The sequence below is a fragment of the Paracoccus wurundjeri genome, assembly GCF_030678915.1.
GTDB classification, from domain to species: Bacteria; Pseudomonadota; Alphaproteobacteria; order Rhodobacterales; family Rhodobacteraceae; genus Paracoccus; species Paracoccus onubensis_A.
Map to the genome: position 1 here is coordinate 407,281 of NZ_JAUUTZ010000001.1, position 22,778 is coordinate 430,058.

General features: G+C 59.8%; 23 protein-coding genes. 9 read left to right on the plus strand and 14 right to left on the minus strand.

Translation table 11 applies throughout. The features are described from left to right. Window positions 1–750 (plus strand): triose-phosphate isomerase, encoded by a 750-nt coding sequence (gene tpiA, locus Q0601_RS02140; protein ID WP_305286607.1) that lies wholly within the window; start codon window positions 1–3, stop codon window positions 748–750. Window positions 751–771: 21 nt separating this feature from the next. Here tpiA and Q0601_RS02145 read toward each other — a convergent pair whose 3' ends face one another. The 8 genes from Q0601_RS02145 to Q0601_RS02180 form a co-directional block, all read right to left on the minus strand. Beyond that, window positions 772–1,473: an HAD-IA family hydrolase gene (locus Q0601_RS02145; RefSeq protein WP_305286609.1), complete on the minus strand. Its 702-nt coding sequence runs from the start codon at window positions 1,471–1,473 to the stop codon at window positions 772–774. After that, window positions 1,470–2,402, minus strand: a complete 933-nt coding sequence (cbbX, locus tag Q0601_RS02150) for a CbbX protein (protein WP_305286612.1) — start codon at window positions 2,400–2,402, stop codon at window positions 1,470–1,472. Before cbbX ends, Q0601_RS02145 begins: the two co-directional genes overlap by 4 nt. A 185-nt stretch (window positions 2,403–2,587) precedes the next feature. Then, window positions 2,588–3,007 carry a ribulose bisphosphate carboxylase small subunit gene (locus Q0601_RS02155; RefSeq protein WP_305286614.1) on the minus strand — a complete coding sequence of 140 codons (420 nt, stop codon included), beginning with the start codon at window positions 3,005–3,007 and terminating at the stop codon, window positions 2,588–2,590. 82 nt (window positions 3,008–3,089) lie between these two features. Continuing rightward, a complete protein-coding gene (locus tag Q0601_RS02160) occupies window positions 3,090–4,556 on the minus strand; it encodes a form I ribulose bisphosphate carboxylase large subunit (RefSeq protein ID WP_305286615.1) in 1,467 nt (488 codons plus the stop codon). A 23-nt stretch (window positions 4,557–4,579) separates the two neighbouring features. Then, entirely contained in the window at window positions 4,580–5,659 is a 1,080-nt protein-coding gene (gene fba, locus Q0601_RS02165; RefSeq protein ID WP_305286618.1) for a class II fructose-bisphosphate aldolase, read from the minus strand. Continuing rightward, window positions 5,659–7,650 carry a transketolase gene (gene tkt, locus Q0601_RS02170; protein ID WP_305286747.1) on the minus strand — a complete coding sequence of 664 codons (1,992 nt, stop codon included), beginning with the start codon at window positions 7,648–7,650 and terminating at the stop codon, window positions 5,659–5,661. The genes fba and tkt overlap by 1 nt, the downstream gene beginning before the upstream one ends. Window positions 7,651–7,670: 20 nt before the next feature. After that, window positions 7,671–8,543, minus strand: a complete 873-nt coding sequence (locus Q0601_RS02175) for a phosphoribulokinase (RefSeq protein WP_305286620.1) — start codon at window positions 8,541–8,543, stop codon at window positions 7,671–7,673. A gap of 15 nt (window positions 8,544–8,558) precedes the next feature. Then, on the minus strand, window positions 8,559–9,500 hold the full coding sequence (locus Q0601_RS02180) for a class 1 fructose-bisphosphatase (RefSeq protein ID WP_370656083.1): 942 nt from the start codon (window positions 9,498–9,500) through the stop codon (window positions 8,559–8,561). Between the two features lie 163 nt (window positions 9,501–9,663). On the opposite strand from Q0601_RS02180, the gene Q0601_RS02185 reads away from it, so the two are divergent. Next, complete coding sequence (locus tag Q0601_RS02185) at window positions 9,664–10,602, plus strand: LysR family transcriptional regulator (protein ID WP_305286624.1); 939 nt, start codon at window positions 9,664–9,666, stop codon at window positions 10,600–10,602. Here the strand turns inward: Q0601_RS02185 and Q0601_RS02190 are convergent. After that, window positions 10,597–11,058, minus strand: a complete 462-nt coding sequence (locus tag Q0601_RS02190; RefSeq protein ID WP_305286626.1) for an Lrp/AsnC family transcriptional regulator — start codon at window positions 11,056–11,058, stop codon at window positions 10,597–10,599. The two genes, Q0601_RS02185 and Q0601_RS02190, sit on opposite strands and share 6 nt — an antisense overlap. A gap of 138 nt (window positions 11,059–11,196) precedes the next feature. Here Q0601_RS02190 and hppD point away from each other — a divergent pair, with 138 nt between their 5' ends. After that, on the plus strand, window positions 11,197–12,309 hold the full coding sequence (hppD, locus tag Q0601_RS02195) for a 4-hydroxyphenylpyruvate dioxygenase (protein WP_305286628.1): 1,113 nt from the start codon (window positions 11,197–11,199) through the stop codon (window positions 12,307–12,309). Window positions 12,310–12,360: 51 nt separating this feature from the next. Here the strand turns inward: hppD and Q0601_RS02200 are convergent, their stop codons facing one another. Next, the gene (locus Q0601_RS02200) at window positions 12,361–12,564 is read right to left on the minus strand and encodes a dodecin family protein (RefSeq protein ID WP_305286630.1); all 204 of its coding nucleotides are present in this window, start codon (window positions 12,562–12,564) and stop codon (window positions 12,361–12,363) included. Between the two features lie 90 nt (window positions 12,565–12,654). On the opposite strand from Q0601_RS02200, the gene Q0601_RS02205 reads away from it, so the two are divergent. Continuing rightward, a complete protein-coding gene (locus tag Q0601_RS02205) occupies window positions 12,655–13,011 on the plus strand; it encodes a Rieske (2Fe-2S) protein (protein WP_305286632.1) in 357 nt (118 codons plus the stop codon). Between the two features lie 21 nt (window positions 13,012–13,032). On the opposite strand, the gene parE is transcribed toward Q0601_RS02205, so the two are convergent. From parE to Q0601_RS02220, 3 genes are all read right to left on the minus strand, one after another. Continuing rightward, window positions 13,033–14,994, minus strand: a complete 1,962-nt coding sequence (gene parE / locus Q0601_RS02210; RefSeq protein ID WP_305286635.1) for a DNA topoisomerase IV subunit B — start codon at window positions 14,992–14,994, stop codon at window positions 13,033–13,035. Between the two features lie 103 nt (window positions 14,995–15,097). Further along, complete coding sequence (locus Q0601_RS02215) at window positions 15,098–15,223, minus strand: hypothetical protein (RefSeq protein WP_305286637.1); 126 nt, start codon at window positions 15,221–15,223, stop codon at window positions 15,098–15,100. Next, window positions 15,220–15,879, minus strand: a complete 660-nt coding sequence (locus tag Q0601_RS02220; protein WP_305286639.1) for a glutathione S-transferase family protein — start codon at window positions 15,877–15,879, stop codon at window positions 15,220–15,222. Before Q0601_RS02220 ends, Q0601_RS02215 begins: the two co-directional genes overlap by 4 nt. A 178-nt stretch (window positions 15,880–16,057) precedes the next feature. Here Q0601_RS02220 and Q0601_RS02225 point away from each other — a divergent pair, with 178 nt between their 5' ends. The 3 genes from Q0601_RS02225 (at window position 16,058) to Q0601_RS02235 (ending at window position 21,198) form a co-directional block, all read left to right on the plus strand. Next, the gene (locus tag Q0601_RS02225; RefSeq protein WP_305286641.1) at window positions 16,058–16,729 is read left to right on the plus strand and encodes a DUF1007 family protein; all 672 of its coding nucleotides are present in this window, start codon (window positions 16,058–16,060) and stop codon (window positions 16,727–16,729) included. Next, window positions 16,726–17,649, plus strand: a complete 924-nt coding sequence (locus Q0601_RS02230) for a nickel/cobalt transporter (RefSeq protein WP_305286643.1) — start codon at window positions 16,726–16,728, stop codon at window positions 17,647–17,649. Before Q0601_RS02225 ends, Q0601_RS02230 begins: the two co-directional genes overlap by 4 nt. Before the next feature lie 114 nt (window positions 17,650–17,763). Then, the gene (locus Q0601_RS02235; protein WP_305286645.1) at window positions 17,764–21,198 is read left to right on the plus strand and encodes a pyruvate carboxylase; all 3,435 of its coding nucleotides are present in this window, start codon (window positions 17,764–17,766) and stop codon (window positions 21,196–21,198) included. 46 nt (window positions 21,199–21,244) lie between these two features. Here the strand turns inward: Q0601_RS02235 and Q0601_RS02240 are convergent, their stop codons facing one another. Continuing rightward, window positions 21,245–21,556, minus strand: coding sequence for a hypothetical protein (locus Q0601_RS02240; RefSeq protein ID WP_305286647.1), 312 nt, complete (start codon window positions 21,554–21,556; stop codon window positions 21,245–21,247). 329 nt (window positions 21,557–21,885) lie between these two features. On the opposite strand from Q0601_RS02240, the gene Q0601_RS02245 reads away from it, so the two are divergent. Both Q0601_RS02245 and Q0601_RS02250 read left to right on the plus strand, forming a co-directional pair. Next, on the plus strand, window positions 21,886–22,251 hold the full coding sequence (locus Q0601_RS02245; protein WP_305286649.1) for an NADH-quinone oxidoreductase subunit A: 366 nt from the start codon (window positions 21,886–21,888) through the stop codon (window positions 22,249–22,251). Continuing rightward, window positions 22,251–22,775 (plus strand): NuoB/complex I 20 kDa subunit family protein, encoded by a 525-nt coding sequence (locus Q0601_RS02250; protein WP_119748715.1) that lies wholly within the window; start codon window positions 22,251–22,253, stop codon window positions 22,773–22,775. Before Q0601_RS02245 ends, Q0601_RS02250 begins: the two co-directional genes overlap by 1 nt. Window positions 22,776–22,778: the final 3 nt, after the last annotated feature.

Here is a 22,778-nt window from a genome sequence, read left to right on the forward strand (position 1 = left end):
ATGGCACCGCGCAAACTGGCCGCAGGAAACTGGAAGATGAATGGCGATCTGGCGTCGCTGACCGAGATCGACCAGCTTTGCAAGGCGCATCCGGAACCGGGTTGCGATATGCTGATCTGCCCTCCGGCCTTGCTGGTTTATCCGATGGTGGCAAGCGCGCAAACTCATGCCCTGATGGTGGGCGGACAGGATTGCCATGCGAAGGAATCCGGGGCGCATACGGGCGATATCTCGGCAGCGCAGTTGCGGGATGCCGGCGCGGACTACGTGATCCTTGGCCATTCCGAAAGGCGCGCGGATCATGGCGAAACGAATGCCGATGTGGCGGCCAAGGCTGCTGCCGCGCATCAGGCGGGGTTGATCGCGATAATTTGTGTGGGTGAAACCGAGGCACAGCGAGATGCGGGTGAAACCCTGTCCGTGATCGGCGATCAGATCGCCGGATCGCTGCCCGAAAGAAGCGATTCCGCAAATACCGTCATTGCCTATGAACCGGTCTGGGCGATCGGGACGGGCCGCACGCCGACCAATGAGCAGATAGCCGAAGTGCACGGCTTTATCCGGAGGCAACTTGACGGGCGCACAGGCGATGCGGTCAATTTGCGGCTGCTTTACGGCGGCAGCGTCAAGCCCGTGAACGCTGCAGAGATCTTTGCCATTCCGAATGTCGACGGTGCCCTGGTCGGCGGCGCGAGCCTGAAGGCGGCGGATTTTGGCGGAATCGTCGCTGCGCTGGAAGCGGCCGGCTGAACCGGTTTCAACGCATCGGCATCAGGGTTGATTTTCAAACAGATATGCAAGCGATCCGGGCAGGTGTGCCCGGGTCAGATCATGGCCGCGCCAGGTGGCATCGCTGAAATCCTGATGTCTCGTATGGGCTGAGGGCGTCACCATGCAGCGCAATCCCGCAGACAAAGCCGCATTCAGCCCCGGCAGACTGTCCTCGAAGGCGATCGCCTGCGTGGCCTCAACGCCAAGCCGGTCAAGCGCAAGCAGATAAACATCCGGCGCCGGTTTCTTTTCCGCAACCTCATCTCCGGCGGCGATCACGTCGAATACCGACTCTGCGTTCGCTTCCCAACAGTTCCGGCACAGCGCGTCCACATTGCTGCGGCTCGTGGTCGTGGCGACGGCAATTTTCAGCCCGGCTTTTCGCCCTACATCTATCAGGTCTCGGACACCGGGACGTAATTCCAGCACTTCGTCCCGTAAGATTTCCGCATAGCGCGCGGTTTTATCGGCATGCAGCGTGACAATCTCTTCATCAGATGGCCGCGCCGCTCCGATTTCGTCGCGATAGCGTCGGAGCCGCTCTTTCCCACCGGTCGTGCCCAGCAACCGCGTGTATTCCGTGACCGACCAATGCCAGTCCAGCCCTGCCTTAGCGAAACTTTCGTTGAAGGCCCGGCGATGCGCTTCTTCGGTCTCGGTCAGCGTGCCATCCACATCGAAAATCAGAGCGCGCAGCGTCATGCCGCGCCGGTGGCGGGCTTGCGATCCACATCCAATCCGCCCTGAAAGACCCGGCTTGCCCTGATATCCGGTTCCGAGATGGTCGACAGCGCCCGGGCGTCCAGTGGCCCCTTGGCCTCGTTGAACAGCCGGTTCGCCTGCCGCAGCCGCGCCCGGTCCAGGGCATTGCGGACCGAACGGGCATTGGCGAAATGCGGCTGAACGCGGCGCAGCCGGATATATTCCTCCATCGCCTTTTCTCCGCCTTGATCAAAGCGATACCCCAATCCGTTCAGCATCACTCCGGCGATCTGATCCAGTTCCTCATCGGTATAATCGGGAAACTCGATATGATGCGCCATACGCGACCGGAAACCCGGATTGGCATTGAAGAAGCGGTCCATCCGATCTGCGTAACCTGCCATGATGACCACCAGATCGTCACGGTTGTTTTCCATCACCTGAAGCAGGATCTCGATGGCCTCCTGCCCGTAATCCCGCTCATTTTCGGGTCGATAGAGATAATAGGCCTCATCGATGAACAAGACGCCGCCCATGGCCTTTTTCAGGACTTCCTTGGTCTTGGGCGCGGTATGGCCGATATATTGGCCCACCAGATCGTCACGGGTCACGGTGACAAGATGACCCTTGCGGACATAACCCAGACGATGCAGCAGGCTGGCCATTTTCAGGGCTACGGTTGTCTTGCCGGTACCGGGATTGCCGGTAAAGCTCATATGCAGGGTAGGGGTTTCGCTGCTCAATCCCATCTGCTGCCGCGCCCGGTCCACCAGCAGAAGCGCCGCCGTTTCGCGAATGCGTTGCTTGACCGGTGCAAGGCCGATCATCGTTTCGTCAAGCTCCTGCAAGATGTCGCGCACGCCGCTTTCCTCGAATGCGGCGGCCAGATCGACCGTAGTAGGCCTCTCGATATCGCTTTGATCGTTCATCACAAACCTCTTGCAGAGACAGGGATCAATTCGGGCGACGGCAGGGGGGAACCGCCGCCCGAAACCGGGTGGATCCAAATGGAAACCTGCCCGAACTCACATCTTCTTCTTTGCCCAAATACCTTCGGGAGGGGTCCGGGGAGGGCAGACAGCCCTCTCCGGCTATCGCGGGACGCAATTGCCGGTCAGGCGTAGCGCTGCCCTTCGGGTTCCCGGACCGCGTAGCTTTCGATCGTGTAGCGGATGGCGCGGCCATCAACCTCCTGCCGGACGACACGGAATCCCGGCTCGTCTTTCGGGCGGTTGACGATAAAGCTCATGCGGATAGATTCCCATCCGGGCGAGGCATCGAAGGCGATGACCCGGATATATTCCCCGCCATGTTCCTTACGGCATTCATTGACTTCAAAGACCACAGCGGCGGCATCCGGATTGTCGAACATCGGATGTCCCCACATCTCCCAATAGGTGTTCCGGGGATGCGGATCATCGGTATATTCGACCGAAACCGCCCAGCCATTATCGATGGCATATTGAGCCTGAATCCGGATATCATCATCCGAAAAATCGGGCAGAAAGCTGAATTGTCCCTGTGTGAGACGCATGTTCATTCTCCTTCGCTAGACGCATGGCGCAGTCGATTTCAGGGTTGCGAGCCATGCGCATGAAACTGATCGCTCAGTGGGGTTACATCGAAACTTCGGGCGTTGGTGCAAAGTCAGGCGCGTCGGTTGAGGCGTAATCGAAGGTCACATCCTTCCAGGTATCCAGCGCCTGTTTCAGCGGTGTGCAGGTCTTGGCCGCATCGCGCAGGATATCCTCGCCCTCGTTCCAGATGTCGCGACCCGCATTGCGCGCGAACACCATGGCCTCCAGCGCGACCCGGTTGGCCGTTGCGCCTGCGGCGATACCATGCGGGTGACCGATGGTGCCGCCGCCGAATTGCAGCACGACATCCTCGCCCAGATAGGTCAGAAGCTGATGCATCTGCCCGGCATGGATACCGCCCGAGGCGACCGGCATCATCTTGTTCAGTGAGGCCCAGTCCTGATCGAAGAAGATGCCGTTCTCCAGCGCCATCGGGTTATATTCCTCGCGGAAGATATCGTAATAGCCCTTGGTCGTTGCGGGGTCGCCTTCCAGCTTACCGACGACCGTACCCGCATGCAGGTGATCGACACCGGCAAGGCGCATCCATTTGGCGATGACACGGAAGCTGACGCCGTGGCTGCGTTGCCGCGTATAGGTCGAATGGCCCGCGCGGTGCAGGTGCAGGATCATGTCATTCGCCCGCGCCCATTTCGCCATCGACTGGATCGCGGTATAGCCGATCACCAGATCGATCATGATCACGACCGAGCCAAGCTGCTTGGCGAATTCCGCTCGCTCGTACATGTCCTCCATCGTGGCGGCGGTCACATTCAGATAGGTGCCCTTTACCTCGCCCGTGGCGGCAGAGGCGCGGTTCACGGCCTCCATGCAATACAGGAAACGGTCCCGCCAATGCATAAAGGGCTGGCTGTTGATATTCTCGTCATCCTTGGTGAAATCCAGCCCGCCCCGCAGCGCCTCATAGACGACGCGCCCGTAATTTCGGCCCGAAAGACCCAGCTTCGGCTTGACCGTCGCGCCCAGCAGCGGGCGGCCATAGCAGTTCAGCCGCTCGCGTTCGACCACGATGCCGGTGGCGGGGCCCTGGAAGGTCTTCACATAGGCGACCGGCAGGCGCATATCCTCCAGCCGCAATGCCTTGAGCGGTTTGAAACCGAAGACATTGCCGATGATCGAGGCGGTCAGGTTGGCAATAGAGCCGCCTTCGAACAGATCGAGATCATAGGCGATATAAGCGAAATATTCGCCCTGACTATTCGGGACCGGATCGACGCGATAGGCCTTGGCGCGGTATTTCTCGCAGGCCGTCAGCCGGTCGGTCCAGACCACCGTCCATGTCGCGGTCGAGCTTTCGCCCGCAACCGCAGCCGCAGCCTCGATCGCATCCACACCATCCTGGGGCGTGATACGAAACAGCGCGATGACATCGGTATCCTTCGGCGTATAATCGGGCTCCCAATAGCCCATCTGGGCGTATTTCATCACGCCGGCGGAATAGCGCTTCGCGCCGGTGACGGTCTTTGCATCGGATAGATCGTTCATGGTCGTCTCCTCTCTAAATGTCTTCAGGCGGCTTTGGCGGCGGCAATGCGCGGGGCGAGTGCGCCCGATGCATAGCGCCGGGCCATCTCGTCCATCGGGATTGGCTTGATGCCGCTTGCCTGCCCGGCGGTGCCGAACCGTTCGAAACGGTCGCGGCAAAGGCTTTCCAGTTCATCCATCGCGGGGATAAGGAATTTGCGCGGATCGAATTCCGTTGGCTTTTCGCTTGCGATCTTGCGGAACTGGCCGGTCATCGCCATGCGGCAATCGGTGTCGATATTCACCTTGCGGACACCGTGACGGATGCCGCGCTCGATCTCTTCGACCGGGACGCCATAGGTCTGCGGCATCTCGCCGCCCGATGCGTTGATCAGATCCTGTAGATGCTGTGGCACGCTGCTTGATCCGTGCATGACCAGATGCGTATCGGGAAGGCGCTTGTGGATCGCCTCGATCACATGCATGGCAAGGATGTCGCCATCGGGTTTGCGGGTGAACTTGTAGGCTCCGTGGCTGGTGCCGCAGGCGATTGCCAGGGCATCGCATTGGGTCGCTGCGACGAAGTCGAGCGCCTGATCGGGATCGGTCAGAAGCTGACTGTGATCCAGCTTGCCTTCCGCGCCCGAGCCATCCTCGGCTGCCGCCTCGCCGGTTTCAAGCGAGCCCAGCACACCCAACTCTCCTTCGACCGAAGCACCGACGGCATGAGCGGCGCGGGTGACGCGGGCGGTGATCTCGACATTGTATTCATAGGAAGCAGGGGTTTTCATGTCCTCTTCCAGCGAGCCGTCCATCATCACGCTGGTGAAGCCATGGCGGATGGCCGACAGGCAGGTGGCGTCGTTATTGCCATGATCCTGATGCAGCACGATATGGTTGTCGGGATACATCTCGGCCAAAGCCTGAACCATGTGCCGCAGCATCACATCACCCGCATAGGACCGCGCGCCACGACTGGCTTGCAGGATCACCGGCGCGTCGCAGCCCTGTGCTGCCTGCATGATCGCCAGACCCTGCTCCATATTGTTGATGTTGAAGGCGGGCACGCCATAACCATGCTCGGCTGCGTGATCCAGAAGCTGTCTCAGGGTGATGAGCGCCATTATTTCTCTCCTTCGATGAGTTGCCGGGCCAAGGACGCGACGGCCTGTGGCGTGATGCCGAAATGGCGGTAAAGCTCAGGGGCGGGGGCGGATGCGCCGAAGCCGGTCATGCCGATGAAGCCGTCATCCGGGCGCAGCATCAGATCCCAACCCTGACGAATGGCGGCCTCGATCCCGATGCGTGGGGCGTCGCAAAGCACGCCCTGCCGGTAAGCGCGATCCTGTGCCGCGAAAAGCTCGAAACAGGGGGCCGAGATGACGGCGGCATCGATGCGCTGTTCTTTCAGCAGATCGGCGGCGGCAAGCGCGATCTCGACCTCGGAGCCGGTCGCGATCAGCGTCACGTCGCGAGGCGAAGGCGTGCTGCGCAGGACATAGGCGCCGCGCAGGCTGCGGTTCTCGCCCTCGTCCTCGGTGCGCACGGCGGGCAGGTTCTGCCGTGACAGACAGAGGACTGAAGGTGTCGTTTCGCTGGTCAGGGCGATTTCCCAGGCTTCGGCCGTCTCGACCGCATCGGCGGGGCGGAAAACCTGAAGATTCGGGATCGCACGAAGCGCCGCCACATGTTCGACCGGCTGATGGGTCGGGCCGTCTTCGCCAAGCCCGATACTGTCATGGGTCATCACATGGATCACCTTGACCCCCATCAATGCACCCAGCCGGATCGCGGGGCGCGAATAGTCGGCAAAGGCAAGGAAGGTGCCGCCATAGGGGATGAACCCGCCATGCAGCGCGATCCCGTTCATCACCGCCGCCATCGCGTGCTCGCGGATACCGTAATGGATATAGCGACCGGAATAATCGCCAGGGCGGATCGGCTGCATGCCCTTGGTCAAGGTATTGTTCGAGCCGGTCAGATCGGCACTGCCGCCGATGGTATTGGGCAGGGTGGCATTGACGATCTCAAGCGCCATCTCGCTGGATTTGCGGGTCGCGACCTTGGGACGCTCGGCCACCAGTCTGTGGCAATATTCTCCGATGGCCGAACGCAGAGCGGCTTCGTTCGGCTGTCCCTGCGCGGCCAGAAAATCGGCGCGGTGATCTGAAACCTCCAGTCGCGCTACCCAGTCGGCATGCTCTTTTGCTCCACGCGCCGCAATGGCCGCCCAAGCGTTCATCACATCATCGGGCACGGTAAATGGCTGATGCGGCCAGTCGAGTTTTTCGCGCGCAGCCGCGATTTCCTCGGCGCCAAGAGGCGCTCCGTGAACCGAATGGCTGCCCTGCTTATTCGGCGCGCCAAAGCCGATCACCGTCTTGCAGGCGATCATCGATGGGCGATCATCTGCGCGAGCGGCCATGATCGCCGCGGCGACTGCCTCGCGGTCGTGGCCGTCCACCTGCTGCACATGCCAGCCGGCCGCGGCAAATCGCGCCGCCTGATCGGTCGAAGTGGACAGATCCGTGCCACCGTCGATGGTGATGCCGTTATCGTCCCACAGCACGATCAGGCGGCCAAGACGCAGATGCCCGGCAAGGTCGATGGCCTCATGGCTGATGCCCTCCATCAGGCAGCCATCGCCTGCGATCACATAGGTATGGTGATCGACCAGATCATCGCCCCAGCGGGCATTGGCCATACGCTCGGCCGAAGCCATGCCGACAGCGGTCGTGATGCCCTGACCCAGCGGGCCGGTCGTCGTCTCGATCCCCTTGGCGTGACCGTATTCGGGATGACCTGCCGTGCGCGAGCCCATCTGCCGGAACGCGCGGATCTGATCCATGCCCATATCGTCATAGCCCAGCATGTGATTGATCGCATAGACCAGCATCGAGCCGTGCCCCGCCGACATCACGAAACGGTCGCGGTCGGGCCAGTCATGCGCGGCCGGATCCACCCGCATGAAGCGGTTGAACAGCACCGCCGCCACATCGGCCATTCCCATCGGTGCGCCGGGATGACCGGATTTCGCCGCCTCGACGGCATCCATGGCAAGCGCGCGGATGGCATTTGCCATGCGGGCTTCCAGCGCGGTATCTATCGGGATCATCTGGTTCATCTTTTCCTCCTTCAGGCGCGGCGGGATTCGTCGCGCAGGCGCAGGATCATCGGGGTCAGGATCAGCTGCATCGCCAGATCCACCTTGGGACCGGGGACGACGATGGAATTGGCGCGGCTCATCCACGAGCCCTGGATCATCGAGGTCAGATAGGGGAAATCGATCCCGCGCGGATTGCGGAACCGGATCACCACAAGGCTTTCATCGGGTGTCGGTATCCAGCGGGCAACAAATGGATTCGAGGTATCGACCACCGGCACCCGCTGGAAATTGATGTCGGTTTCGGTGAATTGCGGGCAGATGCAATGTACATAGGCATGCATCCGGCGCAGGATCGTGTCGGTCACGGCCTCGGTCGTGTAGCCGCGGCTGGCCTTGTCGCGGTGAATCTTCTGGATCCATTCCAGATTGATCACCGGCACAACCCCGATCTTCAGATCCGCCAGCTTGGCTAGGTTGACATTGTCGTTGACGACCGCGCCATGCAGCCCTTCGTAGAACAGCAGGTCAGAGCCGTTCTCGAAAGGGGCCCAGTCGGTGAAGGTGCCGGGAGGGTTGCCATAACGTTCGGATTCTTCCTCGTCATGAACGTAATGCCGGGTTTCGCCCTTGCCGGTCTTGCCATAGACGCGGAACACCTCTTGCAGCTTTTCCAGCTCATTGGCGTCATAGCTGAAATGGCTGAAGGTCTGATCTCCGCCGGCCTGACGTCGAATAAGTTCTTCTTTCATTGCGGCGCGATCAAAGCGGTGAAAAGCGTCGCCCTCGATGCTGACCGCCTTGATGCCTTCGCGGCGGAATATCTGGTCGAAGGTGCTTTTGACCGTCGTGGTGCCTGCTCCGGATGAGCCGGTGACCGAGATGATGGGATGTTTTCTGGACATGTATTTTCCCTTGGTTCAGGCGCGGAACAACCCGCGATTGCCGAACAGAGCCGAAACCTCGTGCTCGGGCAGGTCGTGATAGGTGGCGACACGCTCGACCTTGTCGGGAGTGCCAAAGACGAATGGTGTGCGGGCGTGCAGGCTATCGGGAGTCAGGTCGAGGATGGGGGTAAGCGTGTTAGTGGCTTTGCCACCTGATTGCTCGATCAGAAAAGCGATCGGCGCGCATTCATAGACCAGCCGCAGCCGACCGCTTTGATAGCCATCGCGGGCATCTGCCGGATAAAGGAAAATTCCGCCCCGGGTGATGATCCGATGCGTTTCGGCCACCAGAGAAGCGATCCACCGCATGTTGAAATTCTTGCCGCGCGGCCCGTTGGTTCCGGCAAGACAATCGTCGATATAGGCCCGGATCGGCTGCGGCCAATGGCGGTAATTCGAGGCGTTGATGGCGAATTCCGGAACCTTGCAGGATTGCGGCAACCCGGATGCAGGGGTCTCGACAAATACGTCCTTTTCGCGATCCAGGATAAATTTGCGGATGCCGTCGCCGAAGCTGACCATCAATGCGGTCTGCGGGCCATAGATGAAATATCCCGCAGCCTCGATGTGATGTCCCGGACGCAGGAACGTGGTTTCGGGGTCGGCCTCGGCGGGCTGGATGCTGAAGATCGTCCCGATCGAGACATTCACGTCGATATTCGAGGAACCGTCCAGCGGGTCGATGGCGATCGCCAGCCTGCCTTCCGCGTCGACCTCGACCGCGTTCTCCTGTTCCTCCGACGCATACCAGCGAATGCCTGTTCCACGCAGGGCCGCGGTGAAAGCCTCATCCGCGATCACGTCCAGCGCTTTTTGCGTATCGCCGTCGGTATTCGCGCCGACATTTTCAGCAAGATTCCCCTCTAACCCGCCAGCCGCGATGCGAGCGGCCAGATCTGCTGCCACCCGGCACATTGCCGCGACGGGTGTTTCGAGATGCGCAGGAATCGCGCCGCCGGCGATCTGCTGAATTCGGGCCATCGACTGAACCTCCCCTTTCAAGTTCGACAGGCCCTTGCTATTTCATCGCGGGGTGATAATAAATTTTAAAATTCTTTTCTAATACTAAAGAAAAATTATGTCCCTGCTGGATCGGATCACGCTCAAACAGTTACGCGCACTGCGCGCATTGGCGGATCATGGCACGGTGACCGCTGCTGCAAAGGCGATCAGCCTGACTGCGCCGGCTGTTCATATCCAATTGAAAAATCTAGAAGAAATATCCGGAACGCCATTGGTGGACCGCGAATCCCGTGAGGGCGGACTGACCCCGCAGGGTCATGCGATGCTACGGGCGCATGACCAGATAGAGGCGGCAATCACCCGTGCTCTGGCCGAGGTCGAGGCGTTGAATGCCGGTACCTGCGGCAATTTGACGCTGGGCGTCGTGACCACCTGCAAATATTTCGCGCCCGAGATCGTCGCGCTTCTGGCGCAGGACATGCCGGATGTCACGATTGCCCTGAAAGTCGGCAATCGCAGCGAACTTATGCAGGGGTTGGAGCGAGGCGAGTATGATCTGTGTATCATGGGCCGCCCGCCACGCGAACCTCTGGTCGGCGCGCGATCGCTTGCGCCGCATCCGCATGTGCTGATCGCGCGCCCGGATCATCCGCTGGCCGGGCGCAATGATATCCGTCCCGTCGATCTGGTGGACGAACGTTTCGTCATGCGCGAGCCGGGGTCGGGCACCCGAATCCTTGCCGAGCGCTTTCTGAGCGATGTCGCCGAGAAAAAACAGGCCGCAACCATCGAGATGAGCTCGAACGAGACGATCAAGCAGGCGGTGATCAGTGGCCTTGGGATTGCGCTTATCTCGGGCCATACGGTCGCTTATGAATTGCAGATGAAGCGGTTGGTCACATTGAACGTGGTTGGTTTGCCGATCTTGCGAACCTGGTATGTCATCACGCCCCGCGACGTTCCCCTGTCCATCGTCGCGCAACGGGTGCGGGAATGGCTGCTTGAAAATGCGGCGCGATTTTTGCCTGCGCTGGACACGGAAGCACGGCTATGAAACCGCGATCCCCCGATCATCCTTAAGCGTTTTCAGCACGATTTCCGACCGGACTTGCGAGACCTGCGGATGGGGCAGCAATTGCCGGTGTACGAATTCGGCGAATGCGTCCAGATCGCGGGTGCGCACATCCAGCACGTAATCCGCATCCCCGGAAACCGAAAAGGCCGAGCGAATCTGCGGATGACTGGCGACGAAACGGGCAAAATCGTCCTCTTTGCTCTGGCCGTGGCTGGACAGGTTCACGCGGATGATCGCCCGCATCCCATAGCCAAGCTTGGCCGCGTTCAGCCGGGCGGAATAGCCCGAGATCACACCAGCCTGTTCCAGCGCCGCCCGCCTGCGTGAACATTGAGAGGCGGACAGATTCACCACTTCGGATAACGCGGCATTGGTCATCGCTCCGTCCCGCTGCAATGCGGCAAGAATGGTGATGTCGAAGCTATCCAGGTTCATTTTCTGCGCGGTTCAAGCTGATTTTGCATGTTTCGTGCAATACTGCCGTGATCGGGGCAGGGTTTGCAAGCATATTGCATCCTCATGGCGGCATCCTTGGGTCAAGGCGATATCACGCAGTTATCGGAGGAAAAAGATATGGGCCCGTACCCGCATAACGCCCCGAAGGCCACGATCAGCAAGGTGAATCCCGCTGGCACGGATGGGTTCGAATTCGTCGAATACGCCCATCCCGACCCCGAAAAGCTGGACGTCATTTTCCGTCAGATGGGATTCGTCCCTGTCGCAAGGCACAAGAGCAAGAAGATCACCCTTTATCGTCAGGGGGATATCAATTATCTGCTGAATGCCGAACCGGGCACTCATGCGGCCGGTTTCGTCAAAGAGCATGGGCCCTGCGCTCCCGCCATGGCGTGGCGCGTCGTTGATGCACAGGCGGCACTGAAACGTGCGCTTGATCTGGGGGCAAAGGAATATACCGGCGACGGCAAATCGATCGAAGCGCCTGCGGTTTTCGGGATCGGCGGCTCGCTGCTGTATTTCATCGACAGATATGGCGAAGACGGCAGTGCTTATACCGCCGATTACGACTGGCTGGATGAGGTCGATCCCGCGCCGGAAGGGTTCGGCTTCTATTATCTCGACCATCTGACCCATAATGTCATTCGCGGCAATATGGATACCTGGTATAAATTCTATCACGACACCTTTAATTTCCGCGAAATCAAGTATTTTGACATCAAGGGCAGGCAGACCGGCCTTGTCAGCCGCGCCCTGACCTCACCGGATGGCAAGATCCGCATCCCGATCAACGAATCCAGTGACGAGCATAGCCAGATCGAGGAATATCTGCGCGAATACAAGGGCGAGGGTATCCAGCATATCGCCATCGCGACCGAGGATATCTATGCTGGCACGGATCGGATTTCGGATGCCGGGATGCAGTTCATGCCGGGGCCGCCCGATGTCTATTACGAGATGTCGCACAAGCGGGTGAAAGGCCATGAAGAGCCGATCGAACGGATGAAGAAGCACGGGATCCTGATCGATGGCGAAGGTGTGGTCGGCGGCGGCGAGACGCGGATCCTGCTACAGATTTTCTCGAAAACCGTGATCGGGCCGATTTTCTTCGAATTCATCCAGCGCAAGGGTGATGACGGTTTCGGCGAGGGCAATTTCCGGGCTTTGTTCGAATCCATCGAAGAGGACCAGATTCGCCGTGGCGTGCTGAATGCCGAACTGGCAAGCTGAGATCGCCGGCCCCGCCGGATCACCCGGCGGAGCCGGTTTTCGGCGACAGAATCAATCATCCAGAACGAAAGTCACCATCATGTTGACGCGATAACTGGTGATCTGCCCACTGTCGCAGTCAACGCTTTGTTCCTTGATCCACGCCCCTCTGACATTGCGCAGGGTATCGTTCGCGCGCTTGATGCCCTGGGTTACGGCATCCTCGAAGCTGGTGGGGGATGAAGCTGAAATTTCGGTTACACGTGCGATAGACATGACTGTTTCCCTTCCTGTGAGATATCGTAAGAAACCAACGTGCCCGGTCGGCACCGGGTTCCGCCCCCTGCCAAAGGGGCGGGAAACGGTATGAGTTGGGTGGATTATGCGTCGGCCCCGGCACCCGGTACCCCTATCTGCCGAGAGTCAGAGGCGGGCGCGGTAAACGTCCTGACCATCACCACCGGGAAGGGCGACTTTCCAGTGCTGTTGCTGCACACGGCGCAGGGCTGGCGCGCTTATGTCAATGCTTGCCCGCATCAATATCTGCCGCTGAATTACCGCGGCGAACAGCTTGTTTCTGCGGATGGTGCGAAGCTGATATGCACGGCGCATGGCGCACAGTTCGATATTTACAGCGGTCAGGTGATTCATGGTGCGGGTTGCGGCCTTGATGCAATTCCCATCGAAATTGCGGATGGAGAGATCCGCATCACCCTGATTTAAATTATTCCGGCCTGAGCCGCGTCAGATATCCAGTTCTTCCACGAAACGGGCGTTTTCCTGAATATACTGGAAACGCAGTTCCGGCTTCTTGCCCATCAGCCGTTCGACAAGATCGCCGGTTTCTCCGCCCGCATCCTCGTCGATATTGACACGGATCAGGCGTCGTGTCGCGGGGTTCATCGTGGTATCGCGCAAATCCTTGGCGTCCATTTCCCCAAGCCCCTTGAAGCGTTGCAGGTCGATCTTGCCTTTGCCGCCCAATCCCTTGGCCAGCATCCGTTCTTTCTCGGCATCGTCGGCGACATAGACGCGATGTGCGCCCTGCGTCAGCCGGTAAAGCGGTGGGCAGGCCAGATACAGATGTCCCTTGTCGATCAGCGGACGCATCTGGGTGAAGAAAAAGGTCATCAGCAGGCTTGCGATATGCGCGCCGTCCACATCGGCATCGGTCATGATGATGATCTTGTCATAGCGCAGATCGTCTATATTGAACTTGCTGCCCATGCCGACGCCAAGCGCCTGACAGATATCGCCGATTTCCTGATTGGCGCTCATTTTGTTCGACGCCGCGCCCAGCACGTTCAGAACCTTGCCGCGCAGGGGCAGAAGGGCCTGGGTCTTGCGGTCCCGCGCCATCTTGGCGCTGCCGCCGGCACTATCGCCCTCGACGATGAACAGCTCGGTCCCGTCCCGTGCCGCATTCGAGCAATCGACCAGCTTGCCGGGCAGGCGTAGCTTCTTGGTTGCAGATTTACGGGCGGTTTCCTTTTCCTGCCTGCGCCGCAGCCGTTCTTCGGCTCGCAGCACGAGGAAATCAAGGATCGCGCCCGCCGATTTCGTATCCGCCGCCAGCCAGTTGTCGAAATGGTCACGCACCGCACCCTCGACCAGCTTATGCGCCTCGGTCGTGGCCAGCCGGTCCTTGGTCTGGCCGACGAATTCAGGCTCGCGGATGAAGCAGGACACCAATGCGCAGCCCCCGGTCAGCAAATCCTCGCGGGTGATCTGTGCCGCCTTCTTGTTGTTCACCAATTCGCCGTAGGCGCGGATCCCCTTGAGGATCGCGGCCCAGAACCCGGCTTCATGCGTGCCGCCTTCGGGTGTGGGGACGGTGTTGCAATAGGACTGGATGAATCCGTCGCGCGAAGGTGTCCAGTTGATCGCCCAATCGACCTTGCCGGGCGCATTGAAGCGTTTGAAATCCATACTGCCCGAAAAGGGCCGGTCGGCATAGGTCGTCGCGCCTTCCAGCGTTTCGCCCAGATAATCCGCCAGACCGCCGGGGAAATGGAAAACCGCTTCCTGCGGTGTTTCGCCATCGTCGATTTCCGACTTCCAGCGGATCTCGACGCCCGAAAACAGATAGGCTTTGGATTTCACCAGTTTGATCAGCCGCGCCGGCTTGAAGCGGTGATGACCGAAAATCTCTTCATCGGCGTGGAAGGTCGTGGTCGTGCCCCGCCGATTCGGAGCCGCGCCCAGCTTTTCGACAGGGCCCAGCGGTACGCCACGGGAAAAGCTTTGCTGAAACAATTCACGGTTGCGGGCGACCTGCACCACAAGGGAATCGGACAGGGCATTGACCACCGAGGCGCCGACGCCATGCAGCCCGCCCGACGTCTCGTAGGAATCGCCCGAGAACTTCCCGCCCGCATGCAAGGTGCACAGAATGACCTCAAGCGCCGATTTACCCGGAAATTTGGGGTGCGGGTCGATGGGGATCCCGCGTCCGTTATCCCGGATGGTCACGCTGTAATCGGCGAGCAATTCGACCTCGATCCGGCTGGCATGACCCGCGACGGCTTCATCCATCGAGTTGTCGAGGATCTCGGCCACAAGATGATGCAGGGCGCGTTCATCCGTGCCGCCGATATACATACCGGGGCGCTTGCGCACCGGTTCAAGCCCCTCCAGTACCTCGATGGAGGCGGCGGAATAGGCATCAGCATTCATATCAACGGTGGAAAGAAGATCGTCGGCCATCCGGACTGCTCGTTTTTTGTCGTGTTTTGTCCAGTATCTCATGTCAGCGGGTATCGGCGCAAGGGGTTGTAGGGCAGGGCAGGCTCTCCGCAAGCAGTTGCGGCTATGCAGGTGGCATCACGACGCCTTTCTGCCCGATAAGCCGAAACGCTGCCATTCGTGCGTCGTCATAGGTAGCGTCAGTCGCCGGTGCCGAAATCAGCACGATCATGCCCGGTTCAATGCTCATTCAGGCTCGGCCAGCCTTGTTTTCCACATCTTCTGGAATGCCGGGCGAATCTGGCATTCGGTCAGCCATGCGTTCAAGGCGGGAAACTGCTCCATCAGCGGGTCATAGCATTGGGCATAGCGCAGCACCTCGGCCATATTGATATCGGCGACCGTGAATCGGCCTCCGACCATATAGCTTTGGCCCGACAGGTGTTCATTGACCACAGCGAGCGGTCTTTTCAGCCGATCGGCGGCATTCTCGACAGATGCTTTCTCACCGGATGACAATGCCTTCCCGGGACCATAGACGTAAAGCAATGTCAGGGCATCGGGTTCGATACTAGTTGCGGCGTAAAAGCTCCATTGCATCATCAATGCATCTTCCTGCGCATCGGCGGGGCCGTAGGGCTGACCATATTTCCCCGCGAGATAGAGATTGCAGGCCATCGATTCCCGCAGGACCAGCGGGCCATCCTCGATCACCGGTATGGCGCTTGCAGGCGAAAGCGCCATGAATTGCGGTGATCGGGTGTTCAGCGGCGCGTCCGCCGCATCGGGATCCGGCAGCCGATAGGCCTGGATCACCGGGATTTGTTCGAACTCGATGCCGATCTCATGGCACAGCCAGATGATGCGTGACGCGCGGGAGCGGGTGACACCGTGGATTTTCAGCATGGGATTCCTCCTGTTTGTGCCAGAGGATATCGGATTGTCGGCAGTGTCGACCTGAAAAACCGCACAGGATGAAAGCGGGTAGCGATCTTTGGTTGCCAAGCGGGTGCGATGTGATGCCATTTGCATTGATTGGCGGGGATGAGTAACAGGTATCGAACGCGAATTGAGGTTGCCCGCTTTGTTCCGCCCTGTTCTTGCCGCCACCTGCCTGACCCTTGCGCCAGCATCGCTCATGGCCCATCCGCATATCTATATCGAGGCCGGTCTTGATCTGATCTATAACGAGAAGGGGGAACTGACGTCGTTTGGCGTCAAATGGGCTTATGACGAGCTGTATTCACTGCTGATCATCGAGGATTTCAGCTTTGATCAGGATGGTGACGGCGTTCTGACACCCGAGGAGAACGAGATGATCCAGGGGTTCGATGCCGATTGGGAACCGGATTTCGACGGACGGCTTTATCCTTCCGTCGATGGCCAGCCGGTTGCGATGGAACCCGTGCGCGATTTTACGGCTGAATATCGTGACGGACGCCTTATCTCTTATCACCTGCATCCGCTTTCCACGCCTCTGCCTGCGGATAAATCATTAACGATTCAGGTATATGATCCTGAGTTTTATGTACATTTCACGCTTCCCGAACCGCCCGAATCCAAGGGGCGCGACGATTGTGAAATCACCTTGATCCCGGGCGATCCGAACGCGGCCCCGGCGGCCTATCGTCAAGCGGTCGAGGCGTTGCTGGGCAGTAATGCGTCCAATGACGACGCGGATCTTGTAACGGTCGATATCGGTGCCGCAGGTGCGGATGAGGCCCGGATCCGTTGCGGGGCCGGGCTGGCTGAATGAGGATACCCGCCCGTATTCTCGCCGTAACCGGATTGTTGACCGCCGCAATCGTGGTCTTCCTGTGGCAAAGCGGGTGGCTGGCGGGCCTTGAGCAATGGGCCGCGCTGCGGCAGCGCGAGGCGCAGACCATGATGGCCGGCGCGCTGCGCGGACTGCGCGCGGGCGATCCGGGCGCCAGTCTTTCGCTGATGGCGATCTGTTTCGGTTACGGCTTCCTGCATGCTGTCGGACCCGGCCATGGCAAGGTTCTGATCGGCGGATATGGCTATGGCGCAAAGGTTCCGCTTGGACGATTGGCGGGGATTTCCGTCGTGGCTTCTTTGGCGCAGGCTCTGACTGCGGTATTGCTGGTCTGGGGCGGGCTGACATTGTTCGATCTGTCCCGCGACGCGCTTACCGGCCTGTCCGAGGATCATATGGCCGATATCAGTGCTGTCATGATCGGGCTGGTCGGTATCTGGCTGGCATGGCGCGGAACGCGGCAATTGATCCGGGCCCGGCACAGCCCAAATCACGACCACCATCACCATCATGACCATGATCACGATACGGATTGCGGATGCGGCCATGCGCATGGTCCCAGCATTGATCAAGTCACCGAAACCCGCTCGCTGCGGGATGCGCTTGCTTTGATCGCGGGGATCGCCATCCGACCCTGCACAGGGGCGATCTTTCTGCTGCTGCTGACCTGGCGGATGGGCTTTTTCGGTACCGGAATTGCCGGGGCATTCGCCATGGGGCTGGGAACCGCGACGGTGACATTGCTGGTCGCCTGTCTCTCGGTATGGGCACGCGAGGGAAGTTTCGCGCTTTTTTCCGGCGCGGGCGCCATTGGAGCCATGAGCCGCTGGTTACCCGGCATGATGCAGCTTGCCGCCGGACTGGTCGTTGCGCTCGTCGCCCTGAGTTTGTTGCGCTAAGGTCAATTGGCCGGGGATCGCTCATTCCGCCTATGGTATGAGGGGCCTGATTGAAATGCTTGCGCTGCGTTGCAGCATCGCTAGGATGCGCCAAACCGTCGATAGGGAGCCGGCATGTTTCAGAAAATCCTGATTGCCAATCGTGGCGAGATTGCGATTCGCGTGATGCGGGCTGCGAATGAGTTGGGGAAGCGCACCGTCGCGGTCTATGCCGAGGAAGACAAGCTGGGTCTGCACCGTTTCAAGGCGGACGAGGCTTACCGGATCGGCAAGGGTCTGGGACCGGTAGCCGCGTATCTCTCGATTCCCGAGATTATCCGGGTGGCGAAGGAATCGGGCGCGGATGCGATCCATCCGGGCTACGGGTTGCTGTCTGAAAACCCGGATTTCGTGGATGCCTGCGCGCAGGCGGGTATCGCCTTCATCGGGCCGCGCGCCGAGACGATGCGCGCCCTTGGCGACAAGGCCAGCGCCCGCCGGGTCGCCATCAAGGCGGGTGTGCCGGTCATTCCGGCGACCGAGGTGCTGGGCGATGATTTCGACGCCATCAAGCGCGAGGCGGCGGAGATCGGCTATCCGCTAATGCTCAAGGCTAGCTGGGGCGGCGGCGGGCGCGGCATGCGTCCGATCAATTCCGAGGCCGAACTTGTCGAAAAGGTCCGCGAAGGCCGGCGCGAGGCCGAAGCCGCATTCGGCAATGGCGAGGGCTATCTGGAAAAGATGATCCTGCGCGCGCGCCATGTCGAGGTGCAGTTGCTGGGCGACACGCATGGGGGGCTTTATCACCTGTATGAGCGCGACTGCACCGTGCAGCGTCGCAACCAGAAGGTGGTCGAACGCGCGCCCGCGCCTTATCTGAGCGAGGCGCAGCGCAAGGAAGTCTGTGCGCTGGCGTTGAAGATCGGGCAGGCGGTCGGCTACCAGAACGCCGGCACGGTCGAATTCCTGATGGATATGGACAGCCAGAAGTTCTATTTCATTGAGGTGAACCCGCGCGTTCAGGTCGAACATACCGTCACCGAGGAGGTGACGGGGATCGACATCGTTCAGGCCCAGATCAGGATCGCCGAGGGCGCGACTCTGGCAGAGGCGACCGGGGCGGGACGGCAGGAGGATATCGAACTGTCCGGCCATGCGCTGCAATGCCGGGTGACGACCGAGGATCCGCAGAACAATTTCATCCCCGATTACGGGCGCATCACCGCCTATCGCTCGGCCACCGGCATGGGGATCCGGCTGGATGGCGGTACCGCCTATTCGGGCGGAGTCATCACGCGCTTCTACGATTCGCTTCTGGTGAAGGTCACCGCCTGGGCGCAGACCCCGGATCAGGCGATCAAACGGATGGATCGCGCCCTGCGCGAATTCCGGGTGCGCGGCGTCAGCACGAATATCGATTTCGTCATCAACCTGCTGAAACACCCGGTTTTCCTTGACGATACCTATACGACGAAATTCATCGACACGACACCGGATCTGTTCTCGTTCCGCAAACGGCGGGACCGGGGAACCAAGATCCTGACCTATCTGGCCGATATCACCGTGAACGGCCATCCCGAGACGGCAGGCCGTCCCTTGCCGCCCGCACAGACGCGCGAGCCGACGCCGCCCGCGCCGACAGCCGAACCTGCCCCCGGCACAAGGCAACTGCTCGAGGAAAAGGGCGCCCAGGCGGTTGCCGACTGGATGGCGGCGCAAAAGCGGCTGCTGATCACCGACACGACCATGCGCGACAGTCATCAGTCGCTGCTGGCAACGCGGATGCGCTCGATCGACATGATCCGGGTCGCGCCCAGCTATGCCGCCAATCTGCCACAATTGTTCAGCGTCGAATGCTGGGGCGGCGCGACTTTTGATGTCGCCTATCGCTTTCTTCAGGAATGCCCCTGGCAGCGGCTGCGCGATATCCGCGCCCGGATGCCGAACCTGATGACGCAGATGCTGCTGCGGGCCAGTAACGGGGTCGGTTATACCAATTATCCCGATAATGTCGTGCAATCCTTCGTGCGTCAGGCCGCCGAGACCGGGGTGGATGTGTTCCGCGTTTTCGACAGTCTGAACTGGGTCGAGAATATGCGCGTGGCCATGGATGCGGTGATCGAATCCGGCAAGATCTGCGAAGGCTCGGTTTGCTATACCGGCAATATGCTGGACCCGGAGCGGTCCAAATACGATCTGCAATATTACGTGAAGACCGCCAGTGAATTGAAAGCTGCCGGCGCGCATGTGCTGGGCCTGAAGGATATGGCCGGACTTCTGAAACCGGCAGCCGCGACATTGCTGGTCAAAGCCCTGAAGGAAGAAGTCGGCCTGCCGGTGCATTTCCATACCCATGACACCAGCGGCATGGGCAGCGCGACGATTCTGGCCGCGGCGGAGGCGGGAGTGGATGCCGTGGATTGCGCCATGGACGCGCTTTCGGGCAATACCAGCCAGCCGACCCTTGGCAGCGTGGTCGAGGCTCTGGCCGTGACCGAACGCGATACCGGGCTGGATATCGGCCATATCCGCGCCATCTCGAACTACTGGGAGCGGGTGCGCGAAAACTATGCCGCTTTCGAATCTGGCCTGCAATCGCCCGCGTCCGAAGTTTATCTGCACGAAATGCCCGGCGGCCAGTTCACCAACCTGAAATCACAGGCACGCAGCATGGGGCTTGAGGATCGCTGGCACGAGGTCGCGCAGGCCTATGCCGATGTGAACCGGATGTTCGGCGATATCGTCAAGGTCACGCCGTCCTCGAAAGTCGTGGGTGATATGGCATTGATGATGGTTGCGCAGAACCTGACGCCCGAGCAGGTGGCGGATCCGGAGGTCGATGTCAGCTTCCCCGACTCGGTCGTCGACATGATGCGCGGCAATCTGGGGCAGCCGCCCGGCGGTTGGCCCGAAGCCCTGCAACGGCGTATCCTCAAGGGTGAGGCCCCGGTCACCGATCGCCCCGGCGCACATCTTGCCCCGGTCGATCTGGAGGCCGAACGCGCGAAACTGTCCGAAGAGCTGGAGGGGAAAGCTGTCGATAACGAGGATCTGAACGGGTATCTGATGTATCCGAAAGTGTTCCTCGACTATATGGGCAGGCATCGTATCTATGGTCCGGTGCGGGCTTTGCCGACCCGGAATTTCTTTTACGGAATGGAGCCCGGAGAAGAGATCACCGCCGAGATCGATCCCGGCAAAACTCTGGAAATCCGCTTTCAGACCCTTAGCGAGACGGATGAGCAGGGCGAGGTCAAGGTGTTCTTCGAACTCAACGGCCAGCCGCGCAGCGTTCGGGTGCCCAACCGCAAGGTGAAAGCCGAAACCGTGGCGCGTCCCAAGGCGGATCCGGGGAACGAGGCCCATATCGGCGCGCCCATGCCGGGCGTGGTTGCCTCTGTCGCGGTCAGTAAGGGGCAGGCAGTCAAACAGGGCGATATGCTGCTGACGATCGAGGCGATGAAGATGGAAACAGCTATCCATGCCGATCACGACGGAACCGTCAAAACAGTCCACGTCTCACCCGGCGCACAGATCGATGCCAAAGATTTGATGGTAGAATTCGAGTGACGTCCCGACCACAACGGGAGGGCATCACCCTCCCGTTGTGGTGCGATTAGTCAGGAGCAGCGCCGGTTTTTTTACAGCCGTCGCGCAGGTCGGAGGCGAGTTTTGTACCGTTCTTACCGACGATAATGAGCTTAAGGCTGCCTTTTTTCCCTTTGCTTCCGCGGTCGATGAATGCGAAGAACGGCATTTTTCCGGTTTCCTGCGCGTTGAGCGGCAGGAAATTGACCAAACCGCAGGCCGTCAATTTCTGGGGATCCTGGCGATATGTGCCTTTTATATCGGATAGCGAAACGGTGATCAGTACCCCGAAACGCGATCTGAAATGATCTTCAATGATTGCTCTATCTGCTTGGGTCACCAGAGTAATCTTTGACTGCCCGGTCTTCGGAGAAGCTTTTATGCCTGCCTGATCTGCGCAGGCGCCAAGCAGAAAAATTATGGTTACAGGTAACAATAGTCTACGCATAATACACCGAATGCTTGTGTTTCGTCGTGTTCCAGTGCTCGCGACGAATGTTTAGAACCAGCTAACAGGCCCGGGAAAGAGGAAAAAATGCTATGCATTTTCCTCTTCGGACGCTCCCCTCCGCCCGTTGACCCCGCTGGCCGTCAGGTCTAAACCGTGCCAAGCCAACCCGTCGCGGGGCAGCCAGCAAAATCCTCGCGACTGACAAGGGGATTTAGCCCGTGGAACATCTTCTGCAGGAATATCTGCCGATCCTCGTTTTTGCGGCAATGGCCTCGGGCCTTGCCCTTATTCTGATTCTCGCTGCGGTCGTCATCGCGGTGCGCAACCCTGATCCGGAAAAAGTCAGTGCATATGAATGCGGTTTCAACGCATTTGACGACGCACGGATGAAATTCGACGTCCGGTTCTATCTGGTCTCGATCCTGTTCATCATCTTCGATCTCGAGGTGGCTTTCCTGTTTCCCTGGGCGGTCGGTTTCGCGGATCTGTCCGAGACCGCATTTTGGTCGATGATGGTGTTCCTTGCCGTTCTGACGGTGGGCTTTGCCTATGAATGGAAGAAAGGTGCTTTGGAATGGGCGTGATGACCGGTGCCAATACCGCCGGGGCCGATCGTGAGGTCGCGACCCAGGCCCTGAATTCCGAATTGCAGGACAAGGGTTTCCTGCTGACCACGACCGAGGATATCATCAACTGGGCGCGGAACGGTTCGCTGCACTGGATGACCTTCGGCCTTGCCTGCTGCGCGGTCGAGATGATGCAGGTTTCGATGCCGCGCTATGATGTCGAACGGTTCGGTACCGCCCCGCGCGCAAGTCCGCGTCAGTCGGACCTGATGATCGTGGCCGGCACGCTGACCAACAAGATGGCCCCGGCATTGCGCAAGGTCTATGACCAGATGCCCGAACCCCGCTATGTGATCAGCATGGGGTCCTGCGCCAATGGCGGCGGTTATTACCATTACAGCTATTCGGTGGTACGCGGCTGTGACCGGATCGTTCCGGTGGATATCTATGTTCCCGGCTGCCCGCCCACGGCCGAGGCGCTGCTTTACGGCATCCTGCAACTTCAGCGTCGCATCCGGCGCACCGGCACGCTGGTGAGGTGAAGC

Coding starts and splice junctions, on each gene's coding strand:
- tpiA (WP_305286607.1), top strand. CDS start 1: ATGGCACCGCGCAAACTGGCCGCAGGAAACTGGAAGATGAATGGCGAT.
- Q0601_RS02145 (WP_305286609.1), bottom strand. CDS start 1,473: ATGACGCTGCGCGCTCTGATTTTCGATGTGGATGGCACGCTGACCGAG.
- cbbX (WP_305286612.1), bottom strand. CDS start 2,402: ATGAACGATCAAAGCGATATCGAGAGGCCTACTACGGTCGATCTGGCC.
- Q0601_RS02155 (WP_305286614.1), bottom strand. CDS start 3,007: ATGCGTCTCACACAGGGACAATTCAGCTTTCTGCCCGATTTTTCGGAT.
- Q0601_RS02160 (WP_305286615.1), bottom strand. CDS start 4,556: ATGAACGATCTATCCGATGCAAAGACCGTCACCGGCGCGAAGCGCTAT.
- fba (WP_305286618.1), bottom strand. CDS start 5,659: ATGGCGCTCATCACCCTGAGACAGCTTCTGGATCACGCAGCCGAGCAT.
- tkt (WP_305286747.1), bottom strand. CDS start 7,650: ATGATCCCGATAGATACCGCGCTGGAAGCCCGCATGGCAAATGCCATC.
- Q0601_RS02175 (WP_305286620.1), bottom strand. CDS start 8,543: ATGTCCAGAAAACATCCCATCATCTCGGTCACCGGCTCATCCGGAGCA.
- Q0601_RS02180 (WP_370656083.1), bottom strand. CDS start 9,500: ATGTGCCGGGTGGCAGCAGATCTGGCCGCTCGCATCGCGGCTGGCGGG.
- Q0601_RS02185 (WP_305286624.1), top strand. CDS start 9,664: ATGTCCCTGCTGGATCGGATCACGCTCAAACAGTTACGCGCACTGCGC.
- Q0601_RS02190 (WP_305286626.1), bottom strand. CDS start 11,058: ATGAACCTGGATAGCTTCGACATCACCATTCTTGCCGCATTGCAGCGG.
- hppD (WP_305286628.1), top strand. CDS start 11,197: ATGGGCCCGTACCCGCATAACGCCCCGAAGGCCACGATCAGCAAGGTG.
- Q0601_RS02200 (WP_305286630.1), bottom strand. CDS start 12,564: ATGTCTATCGCACGTGTAACCGAAATTTCAGCTTCATCCCCCACCAGC.
- Q0601_RS02205 (WP_305286632.1), top strand. CDS start 12,655: ATGAGTTGGGTGGATTATGCGTCGGCCCCGGCACCCGGTACCCCTATC.
- parE (WP_305286635.1), bottom strand. CDS start 14,994: ATGGCCGACGATCTTCTTTCCACCGTTGATATGAATGCTGATGCCTAT.
- Q0601_RS02215 (WP_305286637.1), bottom strand. CDS start 15,223: ATGAGCATTGAACCGGGCATGATCGTGCTGATTTCGGCACCGGCGACT.
- Q0601_RS02220 (WP_305286639.1), bottom strand. CDS start 15,879: ATGCTGAAAATCCACGGTGTCACCCGCTCCCGCGCGTCACGCATCATC.
- Q0601_RS02230 (WP_305286643.1), top strand. CDS start 16,726: ATGAGGATACCCGCCCGTATTCTCGCCGTAACCGGATTGTTGACCGCC.
- Q0601_RS02235 (WP_305286645.1), top strand. CDS start 17,764: ATGTTTCAGAAAATCCTGATTGCCAATCGTGGCGAGATTGCGATTCGC.
- Q0601_RS02250 (WP_119748715.1), top strand. CDS start 22,251: ATGACCGGTGCCAATACCGCCGGGGCCGATCGTGAGGTCGCGACCCAG.